Raw genomic sequence first — 15,489 nt, 5'->3', positions numbered from 1 at the left:
CTTTTTATTGGAGAAATAATTATTCTTGTTCATTTCGAAACCGACGAGTTCTCTTCCTGTACCGTCGCTACCGACTCGGTTATAACCATGCCATTGAAAAGTCCTTCCACAGGTTCGGCAACGATCGCAGTACCATCAGGAATACCGCGGACAATCGCTGTTCTTCCATCAACCGACACAACGTCAACAGGAAGTAATACGACTATAGAATCTCGCAGTGCGAATACACGATTTTCATTATCAAGCAGTTCACGGGCTATAACCGACGCATCTTCAACCGGGACGCTCAGTGATGCGGAAAGGAACATACCGTCTTTCAAACGGGAATCATCGAGAAGTGCATATACCCCAACGGTCTGAGTATTCGGATTGATCACATCGTTCACCCGGGCGACCTTCGCTTCTATCGAGCCGTTAAAATCATCGGATGAAAGTGTAATGCGATCCCCCTTCCGAATAAAAGCCGCCTCACGCACCGGTACGGACAGTTCCAGCTCATATGCCGTCGTAGCAGCAAACTCTCCAAGCTTTTGCCCATTACGAACAAGAATACCAGGATTCGCTTCCGAAACAGTAACAACACCATCAAACGGAGCAAGGATACTGTACTTGGCCAGAGTCTCTTCCATACTGCGGACAGCATAAAATTTTGTGTAGATATTCCTTGCCGCCACATAATTTCTCAACCTGTCATTTGGCGCCGGAGGCAATGGACGGAGAGGTTTACCGATACTGAAATCATCCAGGTACTCTCTCCAGGGCCCGGCATACAACGGAAAATCAATCAGTAGATCCGGCATCAGTAAGGTCAGATCATTGAGCAATGCACTTTTTTCTGCCAGAACAGTATTGCGATAAACACTGTCCTCGATCCTGAGCAACACTTCCCCCTTCGCAAACCTGCGCCCCTCTCTGAAAGGCCTCGCCCCATCGACAAACACACCGGTCACTTCGGCATATATTTCGATTTTTTCAAGCGCGTCAACTTTTCCGTTCATTTTGACGACCCTCTGCACCTGCTTGTTCGTTATCTCCACAACTGGAACCTGACTATCCCTTTTTGGAACAATCCTTTCCGCTTGCTGCTGTTTTCCCGATCCGAGCAAACGGCCAATAAGAATACCGGCTAAAACGATAATCACAGCATAGGCGTAAGGCTTGAACTTCAAAAGAATCGGTTGTTTTTGTTTCATGACTGGTTGCTGTAGCTTCTGCGGATTACCTTTTAGATTTTCTTTGCATTTTCCCTGAGCCTCTCAAGGACCTCAAAGACAACCCTGATATGCTCCTTTTCGATCCCGTCAAGCAGACGCTCGTTAAGAAACCTGGCTTTTGGAAAGACTTTTTCTACAAGCGTTTTTCCCTGAGGTGTAAGATACGCAAGGTTCGAACGACGGTCATGTTCGGCCTTTTTTCTAACAGCAAGCTTCTTTTTTTCAAGGCTGTCGAGAATACGCGTTATCGTTGCATCATCCTTGAGAACGCTCTCGGCAATAGCATTTTGACTCAATCCGTTTTTGGTACTCAGCCGAACAAGCACAGCAAACTGCTCGGGAGAAATATTTTCCGCATACTTTGTAATCTGTGCCGCAAAAACTCTCCGAAGAAGATTTGAAGTAATCCCTATCTGATAACCGATCAGTTTTTTGATTGCATCCTTTTCTTCAACCATATCAATTTATTTGAGACTTAAATATTTGAGACTGCAATTATATAAAAAATAACTCGGCAATAAAAAAATCAAACACCCGTAGCACTCCGATGAAGGCTTTTCAGCATGTGCATTATTCTCACTCCTTTTCCAGACGATGGAAAAAAGTTTGTAGTATCTCTGCAAGCGCATCGTTTTCGATCATTTCGATGGCTTTGCTCAGAGATACAATTTTACGTTTCCTGACATGCATCTCTTCCCACCTGTCAAGCAACTTCTCGACGTAGAATGGATAAACCCGAACGGTACAAGTCCCTCCCCACTTGGGGTAATCATAGCGGCCAATTTCTATTTTCCTGACATTGCCGACAACACCAGCCTCTTCGTATGCCTCCTTTGCAGCCGAATCATGAGGAGACATATTTTTTTCGACAATCCCTTTCGGGATGGTCCACCGCCCGGATTTCCTGGTAGTAACAAGAACGACTCTTCCATGCAGAACAGGTACTACCCCCGACTGGTTATAAAACCACTCCGGCTTCAACGACATGACAGTATCTTCTTTTACATTCTAATTATTCCCTTTTCTCGAGAAACGGAGAAACATTTGCAACAATACAAAAAAACCTGATTACGGTCGCCCTCGAGGGTGAAAAGAGATTTTATTTTTTTATCCTTTAGTAAACTGGTATTTGTACAACGTCCAGCAACCCCATTTAACAAACCCGTCACATACCATGAAAGCTATCATACCTGTTGCAGGAGTCGGTTCGAGACTACGCCCGCATACCCTTTCTCAGCCAAAAGTACTTCTGAATGTTGCCGGAAAGCCGATCATAGGCCATATCATGGATAAACTCATCGCTTCAGGTATCGACGAAGCAATTATCATCGTCGGCTACCTCGGTGAGATGATAGAGGCTTATCTCAGTGAAAACTACGATATCCGTTTGACGTTTGTCAACCAGCAGAAACGCCTCGGCCTCGCTCATGCGATCGGAATGTGTAAGGAACATGTCAACAATGACGAACCGGTGTTCATTATCCTCGGTGATACTATTTTTGATGTCGAGCTCTCGGGAATACTGAACAGTCCATCCTCCAGTCTGGGAGTCAGAGAAGTGGAAGACCCCAGTAGGTTCGGTATTGCCATAACCAATAACGGCCGCATCGTAAAGCTTGTAGAAAAACCGAATGAACCGGTAGGCAATCTCGCAATCGTGGGACTCTACTATATCAGGAACTCTGATTCGCTCTTTACCTGTATCGACAGCTTGATCAGGGAAAACATAAAAACAAAGGGAGAATATCAACTGACCGATGCCTTACAGATGATGCTGGAAAAAGGCGAATCTCTGACGACATTTCCAGTCAACAACTGGTATGATTGTGGTAAACCTGAAACACTTCTTTCGACAAACGAAATTCTTCTGAAAAGCCATAGTACCGAATCGTCTTTTCCTGGCTGTATAATCAACAAGCCGGTGTTTATCGCGAAAAATGCGCAAATCGACAATGCCATCATCGGTCCGAATGCGACAATAGGAGAAAACACCGTGATCAAGGATGCTGTCATTAAAAATTCTATAGTCGGCAACGATTCGAATGTACAGCACGTGTTTCTCGATAATTCCATCATAGGGAACAATGCATCTCTGTCCGGCCACGCTCATGAGGCCAACATAGGAGATTTTTCAGACATCAAACTCCGATGATTCGACGGTCGATACCGTACATCAAAGGTTATGCTCACGTCGTCTGTCAGGAATACAAATCAGACAGTGTGCATACCCCCCTCCACCGCAGCCTAAGGATATCGCGAGGCACAATAAATTAACGGAGCACCCCTTGCATGAGTAGCTCCGAATGATTACATTGTGCACTTATCCGGCATCCCCATTACCTATGGACACGGTGCCGAAAGCTTCCGTCAAGATGTTGCCGGAAAGCTTGTACCCAGGGTTTTCCGTGTCCAGTCTGTCTTTTAATCCAACGTACACGCCTAATCCTTTGTAAGACAAGCAAGAGCTTTTCTTGTAGTTCTTGTTGTTACGGTAAACAATAAATATCAACGAAAATGACACAGTCAAGATTTTTCTTTACTTCAGAGTCTGTATCAGAAGGGCATCCGGATAAGGTTTCAGACCAGATTTCCGATGCAGTATTGGATGAATTTCTTCGTCAAGACCCGAAATCCCGTGTCGCATGCGAAACATTTGTAACCACAGGTCAGGTCATTGTCGGCGGTGAAGTAACGACAAAAGGTATTGTAGATATACAGAAGCTTTCAAGAAAAGTCGTCGAACAAATCGGGTACAACAAAGGCGAATACATGTTTGAAGCCAATTCCTGCGGTGTACTCTCAGCGCTTCACAGCCAGTCACCCGATATCAACAGAGGCGTTGATCGCAAAGAAGAAATTGAAGATGAGCTCGACAGAGTCGGCGCCGGCGACCAGGGAATGATGTTCGGTTACGCTTGTACCGAAACTCCCGAACTGATGCCTGCCGCAATACAATACGCTCATGCTCTCGTTAAAAAGCTCGCCGATATCCGCAAAGCAGGCGAAACAATGACCTACCTTCGTCCTGACTCGAAAAGCCAGGTAACCCTTGAATATATTGACGGAGTCGCAAAAAGAGTCGATGCCGTTGTAGTTTCGACCCAGCATGATCCCGAACCGGAAGGTTGCGGCGAACAGGAATGGCAGGATATCATCAAAAAGGACATTATCGAAAACGTTGTCAGAGAAGTCATTCCTGCAGAAATGCTCGACGAGAACACCAAATTCCATATCAATCCTACAGGGCGTTTCGAAATCGGCGGTCCTCATGGCGATACCGGCTTGACGGGACGTAAAATCATTGTCGATACCTATGGTGGTGCCGCTCCTCATGGTGGTGGCGCATTCAGCGGCAAAGACCCGTCAAAAGTAGACCGCAGTGCAGCCTATGCTTCACGCCATGTCGCCAAAAATATCGTAGCGGCAGGACTTGCTGAAAAATGTACCGTTCAGGTTTCTTATGCCATAGGTGTTGCCCGTCCTGTTTCTGTATACATCGATACACACGGAACAGCGGTAAACGGTCTCAGTGATGCTGAGATCCAGGAAAAAGCCGAACAGATTTTCGATCTCAGGCCTGCAGCTATCATTCGCCATTTCAGCCTGGACAACCCTCAAGGTTGGTGTTACCAGGATACGGCTGCTTACGGTCATTTCGGTCGTTCCATTTTCCCATGGGAAAAAACCGACAAGGTAGAAGAACTGAAACAAACATTTAATCTGTGATTCTATATTTCAAAGCAAAAAACACACTATCACTATGATGACAACTGACACTGAAGTACTCAACTACAAAGTGGCAGACATCTCTTTAGCCGACTGGGGGCGAAAGGAAATTGAAATCGCAGAAAAAGAGATGCCGGGCCTGATGGCTACCCGCCGTAAATATGCGGGCAAGAAGCCATTGAAAGGTGCTCGTATTACAGGATCATTGCACATGACGATCCAGACAGCGGTCCTGATCGAGACTCTGGTCGACCTCGGTGCCGACGTTCGCTGGGCGAGCTGTAACATCTTTTCGACTCAGGACCATGCAGCTGCTGCAATCGCGGCAGCTGGAACACCGGTTTTTGCCTGGAAAGGGGAAACACTCGATGACTATTGGTGGTGTACCCGTCAGGCACTGTCTTTCGCTGACGGAAAAGGCCCGAATGTCATAGTCGACGACGGAGGCGACGCTACCTTGATGATACATCTCGGTTACAAGATCGAAAATGAACCTGGGATGCTTGATAAAACACCAGGGAATGCCGAAGAACAGGCATTGTATGGCCAGCTCAGGGAGATTTTCGAAGCAGATAACCAGCATTGGCACAAGATCGCTCCTGAAGTCAGGGGCGTCTCCGAAGAAACGACAACCGGTGTCCACAGGCTCTATCAGATGATGGAGAAAGGGGAACTTCTCTTCCCTGCCATCAACGTCAACGACTCGGTCACCAAATCAAAGTTCGACAATCTTTACGGATGCCGCGAGTCTCTTGCCGATGGAATCAAGCGCGCTACGGATGTTATGCTTGCAGGCAAGGTGGTCGTCGTTCTCGGTTATGGTGATGTCGGTAAAGGGTGTGCCCATTCAATGCGCTCTTACGGAGCAAGAGTTGTTGTTACCGAAATCGACCCGATTTGCGCGCTTCAGGCTGCCATGGAAGGCTTTCAAGTTTCCACCATGGAAGATGCCATCGAGGAGGGCAACGTTTTTGTTACCACAACAGGCAATAAAGACGTTATCACGCTCGAACACATGAAGCGGATGAAAGATGAAGCCATCGTCTGCAACATCGGTCACTTCGATAATGAAATTCAGGTAGACAATCTCAACAACTATGCCGGTGCGACAAAAACAAACATCAAGCCGCAGTTCGACAAGTACACCTTTGATGATGGGCACTCGATCTATCTGCTGGCTGAAGGCCGCCTGGTAAATCTCGGCTGCGCAACCGGCCATCCATCGTTCGTCATGAGTAACTCATTTACAAACCAGACTCTGGCACAGATTGAACTCTGGACGAAAGAGTATGAGACAGGAGTGTATTGTCTTCCGAAAAAACTCGACGAAGAGGTTGCACGACTGCACCTCGAACAGCTGGGAGTCAACCTTACCAGACTTTCACAGGAACAGGCTGATTACATCGGAGTGCCGGTAGACGGGCCATACAAGCCCGAGCACTATCGATACTGATTCAAGCTCTTGCTTTTTCCGTAAAAAAAGCTGTACCGGGGATCTGCCGGTACAGCTTTTTTTTGCTCCGCCGCGATTCACAGAGACATGCCGGTTTGCCCTTTCGAACCGAACCTGATAGAGCAACCATACGAAATCACGAAATATCAGGCTAGCCTTTCGTGCTCTCTGTAAGCAAGGAGATACAGCAAGACGAAGTGGATCCACGGATCGAAATCCACTTGCCCGGGGATGAAAGGTGGAGAGGTGCTACCGTGATAGAATTATTTGGACTCGCGTGAACAAGCCCGAAAGAATGCTGACATCGGGGAGAAAGCGAAACGATGAAGACTGTCTGTCATAAACATACAAGAGGCTGCCTTTTCGAGGCAGCCTCTTTTCCGCTGGGGCGGCAGGATTCGAACCTGCGAATGTCGCCTCCAAAGGGCGATGCCTTACCACTTGGCCACACCCCAGTAATGTATCACCAATACCAAGCGGAGGAAAGTATAAAAAGAATAAGTTAAAACTAAAAATCACATTTGCTCAAAGCCACACATTTTTGCGCTTTTGCGATACTTTTTTAATTTAATTTTTTTCTTTTCACCTTTCATCTTTGACCATCTCCTTTCGGGACCCTCACTATGACAAGAATTAAGATTTGTGGAATAACGAACCTCGATGATGCCCTTGCCGCATGTATGGCAGGAATCCATGCTCTCGGGTTCAATTTCAGCAAATCAAGCCCGCGCTGTATTCAGCCGAACGACGCACGAAAAATCATCGCCGAACTCCCCCCCTTTGTATCCTGTGTTGGAGTATTCGTTGAGCAGGAACCGTCCGAAATCAATGCAATATGCAAGAACTGCAACCTTGACCATGCTCAGCTTCACTCCGAACACTATACCCCGCAAACAGCCCTTGCCATTTCAACCACAAAGGTCATACGGGTATTTCGAGCCGGACCGGATTTCTCGATGGAAGAAGTCGAAACGTTCGCCGAAAAAACAGGATTCAGGTCATTTCTTTTCGATGCTTATCGTCCAGGGCAAGCTGGTGGAACAGGAACCACTATAGCGAAACAGACCGCGCAAAAGATATTCCGGAGGATGGAAAGTATAGGCCATGGCATTCTCGCCGGCGGGCTCAACCCTCAGAATATTGCCGAAGCAATTCGGACAGTCAAACCTTATGCAGTCGATACCGCAAGCGGAGTGGAAGAATCACCCGGGAAAAAAGATCATCAAAAAATCATCGATTTCGTCGATGCTGTCAAAAAAGCCGACAAAACACCCACGGAGTCCTAAAACGATGCATTTTCAGGCACACAATGTTTGATGTGCTCGAAAATCAAACCGCCTGCAGTCTCAGGAAGTTCAAGCGTGATAAGATGCCCGCAGGCCGGCACATTGACAAAAATTCCTTTTCGGCAATATCCAGCAAGTTTTTTAGTGTTCTCCGGGGTCATGATGCTGTCTCCGTCACCTGCTGCAAACAGTACCGGAACCTGCAAAGCCTCGACAAAACCAACGATACTTTCCGTAACCTCCATAGAGGTTATCTGGCTTGTTGACTGCTCGATTGCTTCCGGAGCACAAAGTGCAAGACTCTCGAAACCAATCTGAACATCATGGAACAAGACGGCATTGCGGGAAAGCACAAGACGGGCAAAAATATAGGCCGGCAACCACCAAGTAATTTTTCGTAAAAGATTATTGAACGTGAAATTCAACGTTGCAGGCGCCACCTTTTCTACAAAGCGGTTGTTTTCAAGATAGCCGAAATTGAAAAACACCATCGACAGCATCTTTTCAGGATGCTGTTTTGCATAGTGAAGAGCGATAAAAGGGCCGAATGAAAATGCTGCGATATGAAAGTTCTCGAGTTCGAGCTTGTCTACCAGAGCTTCGAGATTTTCGGCAAAAGAATCGATCGAATAATCATTGTGGGGATCGTTATCCGACCAGCCGTGCCCTTTGAGATCATATGCAATGGTTCGTATACCTCTTTCATTGAGAAAGCGGATAATATGATGCCACCACATCCACCAGCAATCCCAGCCATGTACAAGAAGCACTGTTTCGCCGGTAGAGCCCGGTCCAGAGTCATGATAATGATGAAGGATTCCGTTCAGCTCTACAAAACAGCTTTTTGCGATCAAACTTTTCTCGTACTCGACGTTCAGGGAATCTCCCCGTTTCCCGACAGCCTCGCGTTGGTTGAGCTTTTCACGATAAGCCAGAAACTTCTCCGTAGGCTGTGTTTTTTGTTCTTCAATCACGATTACCGCGTTACTTACAAAATGTTTAAGAGTGAAATATATGGTCTTTATCGTAAAACCGAGCCTTTTTTATGCGCCTTAAATTTGTTACGGAGTTGAAAACTTTCCAATTGATGTGCAGCGCCTGCACCAATCTTTTGTATCATGTTAGGCGGCATTTTCTCGTCGTAACAGCTTTTTTGATCGATTTATGTATAAAATCAGGATTCTTTTTCTTTGCACCGGTAATTCCTGCAGAAGTCAAATGGCGGAAGGCTGGGCACGATATTTGCACGGTGATATTTTCGAGCCTTATTCTGCTGGAACCGAAGTACACGGTATGAACCAGAATGCAATCCATGTTATGGACGAAGCGGGAATAGACATATCCTCTCACCACTCGAAAAATATCGAAGAAGTACAGCATATTCCGTTCGATGTTATCATTACGGTTTGTGATCATGCACATGAAAACTGTCCGTTTTTTCCTGGATCGGCAAAGCGCATCCATGCCGGATTCGACGATCCACCACGTCTTGCTCGATCGATAAACGATCCTGAAAAAAAGCTCGACTGTTACCGGAAAGTTCGCGATGAAATCCGGGATTTCATCGCACAGCTTCCCGATGCTCTGCAAACCGTTACTCAAGCCCGGTGATGAATCACGTCATTTCTCGGAAAACAGGATACCGACGCTGGGCATTTCCATTCACTGATCGATATAACCTTATACCTCTCTATGCATTGAAACATGTTCGGTTCAAAAAAAAACATATACATTGCTGAAGCAATCGGCACTTTTGCCCTTGTCTTTGCCGGTTGTGGCGCCATCATCGTCAACGACACGTTTGGAATACAGCTAGGCCATACAGGAATCAGCATGGTTTTCGGTCTCATTGTCATGGCAATGATCTACTCGATCGGAAACATTTCAGGAGCACATATCAACCCTGCAGTTACTTTGGGATTTTTTTTTGCCGGAAGAATACAAAAGCAGGAGATACTCCCTTACATCACCAGCCAGTTTACGGGCGCTCTTCTTGCGGCAGGGCTGCTAAGGCTGCTTTTCAGCTCCCATGAATCTCTTGGCGCGACATTTCCTTCCGGGGGAATAATCAATGCCTTCGTTCTCGAGGTTGTTCTCTCGTTTTTATTGATGTTCGTCATTCTGAATGTGTCAACAGGTCATATGGAAAAAGGAATTATGGCCGGTGTTGCCATTGGTGGAACCGTAGCACTTGAAGCACTTATGGGCGGCCCTGTCAGTGGAGCCTCCATGAATCCTGCCCGGTCACTGGATCCCTCACTTGTGTCCGGAAACGTCTCAACCCTCTGGATATACCTCACAGCACCGGTTATCGGGGCTTGGCTTGCTCACCCGACCTGCCGCATGGTACAAGGCAGTGAATGCTGTGCTGTAAAAGACGGCACAGCATAGTAAAAAGGACAATGATTTTTTTGTTTTCATTTTTCCTCATATATTTGATATATCAATATTTGATACATCAACAATAATGAGCATTCTGAAAAAACATCGATACAAAAAAAAAGAGCTTCAGACAAGTCTGTAATCACAAAAAAAGAACCTTGTGAAAAAAATGACCGTATCTCAGCAAAAGCTCCTGAAGGTTTTCCATGTGATAGCATCCGGACTATGGTTATCATGTGTCATTGTTTTAGCAGCACTACCGATCATTTCGATAAGCACGGCTTCCGGAGATGAAGTTTACATGTACAATCATGCCTATCATTTCATAGACATGTCTATCCTCATTCCTGCTTCGATAGTGACCGTGTCAACAGGATTGTGCTTCTCGCTATTTACGAAATGGGGATTTGTGCAACACGGTTGGATCATCTATAAATGGATCGTTACACTATTCATCGTCATCGCCGGCACGTTCTACCTTGGGCCAATGGTAACGGATCTTTTGGAAATTGCAAATAGAGAGAGAATTGAAGCATTACAGGATCCGCGTTACATGCAGAGCCAGGCAATAGGAACATATGCAGCTATTATCAATGCATCGTTACTTGTTGTCGCAGTCGTTGTATCGGTGTACAAACCATGGAAAAACCTAAGACCCTCGGCAAAAAACAGGAGCAGCAATGGTACCGGAACACCTCAAATCCCATAGCGGGTCGGAAGTATGGGATAAGTGTACCGGCAAATACTCGTAGTGTACTTTCAGCTCGAATGCAAAAAACAACCAGGGAGATCCACCAATGACAAGAAAAGTACATGCAATAGCGAGTCTACTGGCAACATTGACAATCGCAACCTTTTTTCTTTCAACGATTGTCGTAGAGCTTTTCAGCACAGACGAAACGGTGGCTTACGTCAAGAGTCTTATTGTAGCACCAGGCCTTTACATTCTCATCCCTGCGATAGCGATAGCAGGAGGAAGCGGCCAATTCCTTTCGAAGTCACGTAGTGGTAAACTCGTTGATGCAAAGAAAAAACGAATGCCGTTCATTGCCGCCAATGGCCTTTTGATTCTCATCCCCTGTGCAATCTTTCTCGACCGTTTTGCTCAGGAAGGAAGATTCGACGAGATATTTTACCTGGTGCAAAGCATAGAACTGCTGGCTGGTGCCACGAATTTAACACTTATGGGTACGAACATCCGTGACGGACTCAAGCTCAGCGGAAAATTGCGTGGATAAATTGTCGTGGTTCAGAAAGGAATATCATGTATCCCAGTGTCTCACTCCACTTGCCCGGGGATGACATGAAGAGGAATTGTCATGCCGCTCCGAAAAATAGCGTTTTGAATTTCACAGGCAAGGTTCGGAGCTGATCACCCTGAGGGTAACTGAACCATGAGCGGATAGCCTGCTAAAATACGAGAGGCTGCCCTTTCTTGGCAGCCTCATTCAAAAAGTGAATTTCTTCTTGATACATCAGACAATCTGAACGTATACCGATGCTTTCGCACTACAGATAGGACAGCGCTCAGGAGGTGTACCCAGTTCTATATGGCCGCAGATCGGACAAAGCCAGATTTCGGTTTCAGCAAGATCTTCTCCGTTGTTCACAGCTTCAAGAGCTTTGCGGTACAAGGCAGCATGAACTTTTTCGGCCTGAACGGCATAGCCGAACATACGTTTGGCCTTATGTCCTTCGGCAACAGCCTGTTCATACATTGGCGGATACATCTCATTATGCTCATATGTTTCGCCTGCGATTGCTGTTTTTAGATTATCAGCTGTCGACTCGATACCGTCGGATGCCCCCAAATGCCCCTCAGCGTGAATACGTTCCGCTTCGGCCGTTGTTTTGAACAGCTTTGCAACATTTTTGAACCCATCCTTTTCAGCTTTTTTTGCAAAAGCCGAATATTTCTGGAACGCCTGGCTCTCACCTGCAAATGCATTTTTCAGATTCTCCTGTGTTGTCGGCATTGTACTGAATTCTCCTTTGTTTTACTGTTACCATAATCGCTATTTCTCCTCGATCCGAAGCATCAACGATCACTCTTCGGAGCCTCGGCTCTTTCTGTAAAACCATAATTATCTTGACATAGTTTCCTGTAGAATGCTGCCGACCACATTACCCAGCAACTACAACCACCCATGAACAGCATTTGAAGGCACCTCGTTTTCCACAATCCCCCGATTTACAGGCATAACAAGCAACCAATGATTCCATGTACCCTTTGGAGCATCGGGATCATCCATAATCAGGACAAGACATTTGGCATTCTTGGAAATCGTGTGAAAAGCCAACGGAGGATTGACGTTCATCCCATCACAGGTAAACTTCGAAGGTATTTTCTCATTGTGATCGAATTCAGGAGATGACACACTAAAACCATCAGTTCCAACCCCTGAAAAAGAGTTTTCCGCAATAACCGATGTAGAGAAAAAAAGTCCTTTCACGGCACAAAGCACAATGAAAACACGTACAGAAAAAGCTATGCACCACTTCATCTTATACCATATTTTTTCATGGTGTCAATTATCAAAACAGAATCAACGAAAAAGAGTTCCGCTTTTTCTTGAAAAGAAATGCACAGGAAGTCATTTTTACGTAGATTTTCAAGAACCATCGCACACCACCACAGTTTCTGAAAAACAGGTATGAATCCTGCAGAATTTCTTCTTACCCTCGGGGCGATCCTTTTAGCAGGGCTTGCAATAGATCTTCTGGGAAAAAAGACCTTTCTGCCCAGGGTAACGCTCTTGCTTCTTTTCGGGATGGTTATAGGCCGTGAAATGCTTGACGTAATACCGGATTTTTTAACGGAACGGTTCGAGCTGATATCGAACATGGCTCTTCTCATGATCGGCTTTCTCCTCGGGGGAAAACTCACGAAGGATACGCTAAAAAAATCGGGAAAAACAATCATTACCGTTTCAATTTTCGCAGCGGTCATGACCACTTTCATGGTAACGGCAGGCTTGCTGATTGCCGGAACAGCCATTGAAATCGCCATTATAATCGGCTGTATTGCGTCAACAACAGCCCCGGCTGCAACGGCGGACACTGTTTTATCATCCGGCAAGGAAACTCCATTTAGCCGTATTCTGATTTCAATTGTAGCCCTCGACGACGCCTGGGGTCTGATACTTTTCAGTACAGGAATAGCAATAGTCAGCGCGATAACAACCGGAAGTTCAGCTGAAATGCCACTGTTTATTGCCGCAAAAGATATTGGTGGTGCACTCCTGCTCGGCATGATCCTGGGCTTTCCCGCCTCATTGTTGACAGGAAGGATCAAACCCGGCCAGCCAATGCTGACAGAAGCTCTCGGTCTTGTCTTTCTTTGTGGTGGTCTTGCCCTTCATTTCGGCGTCTCTTTTCTGATCGCATCGATGGTCATGGGAGCGGTTATCGCCAATTTCGCATCGCATCATGAATATCCGTTCGATGCAATCGAAGGTATTGAATGGCCGTTCATCGTTGTATTCTTCATTCTGGCAGGGGCTTCACTTGAATTCGATTCACTACAATACATCGGGCTTTCAGGCAGCATATATATTGTGACAAGAATAGCAGGAAAAATAAGTGGCTCGGCTCTTGGAGGCTTTCTGGCAGAAGCTGGCAAAAATGAAAAAAAATGGCTGGGTATAGCACTTCTCCCACAGGCAGGAGCAGCAATGGGCATGGCTCTCGCGGCTGCAAATCATTTTCCTGAATATCGCCAGACCATCCTCTCGATCGTCATCAGCACAACCGTTTTTTTCGAACTTATCGGGCCACTCTTGACACGTATCGCCGTGAGAAAAACAAGCGATTGACCATCGATAAACAGTAGTTATCGATAAAACCCTCGAGAGGCTCTTCGACGAAGCTCACAAGAGCCGGCAACAAAAAAAAACAAATAAGGAACAAAGAAATATCGACGTTTTACGAAAGGGGCATTACGAGCTTGCCCAAACAACCGATGACACTCTGGAGGTGAAGTTTTACAACCGTGAAGATGCTTAGACAAAATAACCACCTACAATGATGCTTCACGAACAACTTTGTCAGGTCTCATAAACGAGAAGAAAAGGAGGACAATCAAAAAGGTTATAAACTCGGCAATGGAAAACGAGACGAATATCCCGTTATCACCGAAAAAGATCGGCAAAACCGATACAAAGAGAAGAGGAAAAACAAGAGTTCTTGAAAAAGCGACAAAAGCCGAGGGAAGCGGTTTGTGAATCGCAGTAAAATAGGCACTGAACACCACATTGAAGCCATTCCATAAAAACGCCGGCCAGCTTAGGGAAATGAATGCAAGAGTAATACTCAACGTAGCTTTCGTACCGTTATCGAGAAACAAACCGGCCAACTGTTCCGGTATGAGGAGAAGTAACGCTATGAGCGAGACCCCGACGACCATCACACAAATCGATGCAAGCCACAGAAAACCTTTGATCCTTTCAGGTTTCCTCGCGCCATAGTTCGTGCTGACAATCGGTTGAAGAGCATCCGAAAAACCATAAACGATGATTTGTTCTGAAAAGAAGAGATAGTGCATGATGGTAAATGCAGCAACACCTTCGACACCGAAGCGGCTTATCATTACCCAGTTGAAAACAAGAATGACAATAGCTGCCGACAACTGGTTGGCAAACTCCGATATACCATTGTAAGCTACCTTTGTCATTTCCCCCCAATCGTTCTGCTTCAGGGAAAATTTCAACGCCGACTTACCGGAGAAAAAATGCAACAGAAGCACAAGAAAGCTGGCAATATTCGCAAGACCGGTCGCGAGAGCAGCTCCTTGCAACCCCATACCCCATTCAGCGACGAACAACCAGTCGAAAAGCACATTGACCAATGCCGCGGATATTATAGCCACCGCAGCGAGGAGGGGCTGGCCGTCGACACGAACAAAAAATGAAAGAGTGAGACTGACAGGCAAAAAAAACAGCAACAGTAACAAAACAAAAAGATATTCGCTCACCAGGGGAGCAAGCGTCTTGTCGGCCCCCAGCAGAGCGACAACCTGATCGAGCGCCAAAATCCCCAGAGCGGACAGCACAAGCGTCAAAAGAGACACCGTTATCAAGGTTTTTGAAAAAACAGCATTCGCCTCTTCCCTTTTTGACTCTCCTATATATTTTCCACAACGAACCGTTCCACCAACGGCAAACATGATGGCAACCCCCATAAGAAGGCTGAAAACCGGCATAATTATATTTATCGAGGCAAGTGCACTGTCCCCAACGTAGTTCCCGACAAAAATTCCGTCCACGATACCGGCTGACGAAATAGCGAGCATCCCCAGAACATTGGGAATCGCATGATAAAAAAACACTGCCACAATATTGCCTTGCAGCATGTCGGCAAACCGATCATTACCCATTACAACCGCTCCTTTACGGGTATTGCAAACTTCCTGTCAATATCTTGAAAAATA

16 protein-coding genes and 1 tRNA gene are annotated in these 15,489 nt (G+C 46.1%); 9 read left to right on the top strand and 8 right to left on the bottom strand.

Going from position 1 to position 15,489, the window contains the following annotated elements; all coding sequences use genetic code 11:
• Positions 1-29: 29 nt before the first annotated feature.
• The 3 genes from QZ209_RS07190 to QZ209_RS07180 all read right to left on the bottom strand — a co-directional run bounded on the left by QZ209_RS07190 (position 30) and on the right by QZ209_RS07180 (position 2,201).
• Entirely contained in the window at positions 30-1,193 is a 1,164-nt protein-coding gene (locus tag QZ209_RS07190; RefSeq protein WP_294346381.1) for an HlyD family efflux transporter periplasmic adaptor subunit, read from the bottom strand.
• 32 nt (positions 1,194-1,225) lie between these two features.
• Entirely contained in the window at positions 1,226-1,672 is a 447-nt protein-coding gene (locus QZ209_RS07185; RefSeq protein ID WP_294346380.1) for a MarR family transcriptional regulator, read from the bottom strand.
• A 118-nt stretch (positions 1,673-1,790) separates the two neighbouring features.
• On the bottom strand, positions 1,791-2,201 hold the full coding sequence (locus tag QZ209_RS07180) for an NUDIX hydrolase (RefSeq protein ID WP_294346376.1): 411 nt from the start codon (positions 2,199-2,201) through the stop codon (positions 1,791-1,793).
• A 187-nt stretch (positions 2,202-2,388) separates the two neighbouring features.
• Between QZ209_RS07180 and QZ209_RS07175 the strand changes: the two genes are divergently transcribed.
• The 3 genes from QZ209_RS07175 to ahcY all read left to right on the top strand — a co-directional run bounded on the left by QZ209_RS07175 (position 2,389) and on the right by ahcY (position 6,393).
• Positions 2,389-3,366 (top strand): sugar phosphate nucleotidyltransferase, encoded by a 978-nt coding sequence (locus QZ209_RS07175; protein WP_294346373.1) that lies wholly within the window; start codon positions 2,389-2,391, stop codon positions 3,364-3,366.
• Positions 3,367-3,728: 362 nt separating this feature from the next.
• Positions 3,729-4,940 (top strand): methionine adenosyltransferase, encoded by a 1,212-nt coding sequence (gene metK, locus QZ209_RS07170; protein WP_294346372.1) that lies wholly within the window; start codon positions 3,729-3,731, stop codon positions 4,938-4,940.
• Between the two features lie 37 nt (positions 4,941-4,977).
• Positions 4,978-6,393: an adenosylhomocysteinase gene (ahcY, locus tag QZ209_RS07165; RefSeq protein ID WP_294346583.1), complete on the top strand. Its 1,416-nt coding sequence runs from the start codon at positions 4,978-4,980 to the stop codon at positions 6,391-6,393.
• A 383-nt stretch (positions 6,394-6,776) separates the two neighbouring features.
• Here the strand turns inward: ahcY and QZ209_RS07160 are convergent.
• Positions 6,777-6,848, bottom strand: a tRNA-Gln gene (locus tag QZ209_RS07160).
• A 168-nt stretch (positions 6,849-7,016) separates the two neighbouring features.
• On the opposite strand from QZ209_RS07160, the gene QZ209_RS07155 reads away from it, so the two are divergent.
• The gene (locus tag QZ209_RS07155) at positions 7,017-7,679 is read left to right on the top strand and encodes a phosphoribosylanthranilate isomerase (RefSeq protein ID WP_294346369.1); all 663 of its coding nucleotides are present in this window, start codon (positions 7,017-7,019) and stop codon (positions 7,677-7,679) included.
• Here QZ209_RS07155 and QZ209_RS07150 read toward each other — a convergent pair.
• Positions 7,676-8,650 carry an alpha/beta hydrolase gene (locus QZ209_RS07150; RefSeq protein WP_294346580.1) on the bottom strand — a complete coding sequence of 325 codons (975 nt, stop codon included), beginning with the start codon at positions 8,648-8,650 and terminating at the stop codon, positions 7,676-7,678. The genes QZ209_RS07155 and QZ209_RS07150 overlap by 4 nt on opposite strands.
• A gap of 193 nt (positions 8,651-8,843) precedes the next feature.
• On the opposite strand from QZ209_RS07150, the gene QZ209_RS07145 reads away from it, so the two are divergent.
• The 4 genes from QZ209_RS07145 to QZ209_RS07130 all read left to right on the top strand — a co-directional run bounded on the left by QZ209_RS07145 (position 8,844) and on the right by QZ209_RS07130 (position 11,299).
• Positions 8,844-9,290, top strand: coding sequence for an arsenate reductase ArsC (locus QZ209_RS07145; RefSeq protein WP_294346367.1), 447 nt, complete (start codon positions 8,844-8,846; stop codon positions 9,288-9,290).
• 93 nt (positions 9,291-9,383) lie between these two features.
• Positions 9,384-10,070, top strand: a complete 687-nt coding sequence (locus tag QZ209_RS07140) for an aquaporin (RefSeq protein ID WP_294346365.1) — start codon at positions 9,384-9,386, stop codon at positions 10,068-10,070.
• A 160-nt stretch (positions 10,071-10,230) separates the two neighbouring features.
• Positions 10,231-10,770, top strand: a complete 540-nt coding sequence (locus tag QZ209_RS07135; RefSeq protein WP_294346578.1) for a hypothetical protein — start codon at positions 10,231-10,233, stop codon at positions 10,768-10,770.
• 88 nt (positions 10,771-10,858) lie between these two features.
• A complete protein-coding gene (locus QZ209_RS07130; protein ID WP_294346363.1) occupies positions 10,859-11,299 on the top strand; it encodes a hypothetical protein in 441 nt (146 codons plus the stop codon).
• A gap of 237 nt (positions 11,300-11,536) precedes the next feature.
• On the opposite strand, the gene QZ209_RS07125 is transcribed toward QZ209_RS07130, so the two are convergent.
• Together QZ209_RS07125 and QZ209_RS07120 are read right to left on the bottom strand one after the other, a co-directional pair.
• Positions 11,537-12,037: a rubrerythrin family protein gene (locus QZ209_RS07125; RefSeq protein ID WP_294346361.1), complete on the bottom strand. Its 501-nt coding sequence runs from the start codon at positions 12,035-12,037 to the stop codon at positions 11,537-11,539.
• Between the two features lie 159 nt (positions 12,038-12,196).
• On the bottom strand, positions 12,197-12,565 hold the full coding sequence (locus QZ209_RS07120) for a YbhB/YbcL family Raf kinase inhibitor-like protein (protein ID WP_294346360.1): 369 nt from the start codon (positions 12,563-12,565) through the stop codon (positions 12,197-12,199).
• Positions 12,566-12,715: 150 nt separating this feature from the next.
• On the opposite strand from QZ209_RS07120, the gene QZ209_RS07115 reads away from it, so the two are divergent.
• A complete protein-coding gene (locus QZ209_RS07115; RefSeq protein ID WP_294346358.1) occupies positions 12,716-13,876 on the top strand; it encodes a cation:proton antiporter in 1,161 nt (386 codons plus the stop codon).
• A 203-nt stretch (positions 13,877-14,079) separates the two neighbouring features.
• Here QZ209_RS07115 and QZ209_RS07110 read toward each other — a convergent pair whose 3' ends face one another.
• Positions 14,080-15,435, bottom strand: coding sequence for an MATE family efflux transporter (locus QZ209_RS07110; RefSeq protein ID WP_294346357.1), 1,356 nt, complete (start codon positions 15,433-15,435; stop codon positions 14,080-14,082).
• Positions 15,436-15,489 lie beyond the last annotated feature (54 nt).

This window comes from Prosthecochloris sp. (assembly GCA_015482705.2).
GTDB lineage: Bacteria > Bacteroidota > Chlorobiia > Chlorobiales > Chlorobiaceae > Prosthecochloris.
The sequence above is the reverse complement of the archived record's forward strand: the minus strand, read 5'-3'. Positions and strand labels throughout refer to the sequence as shown.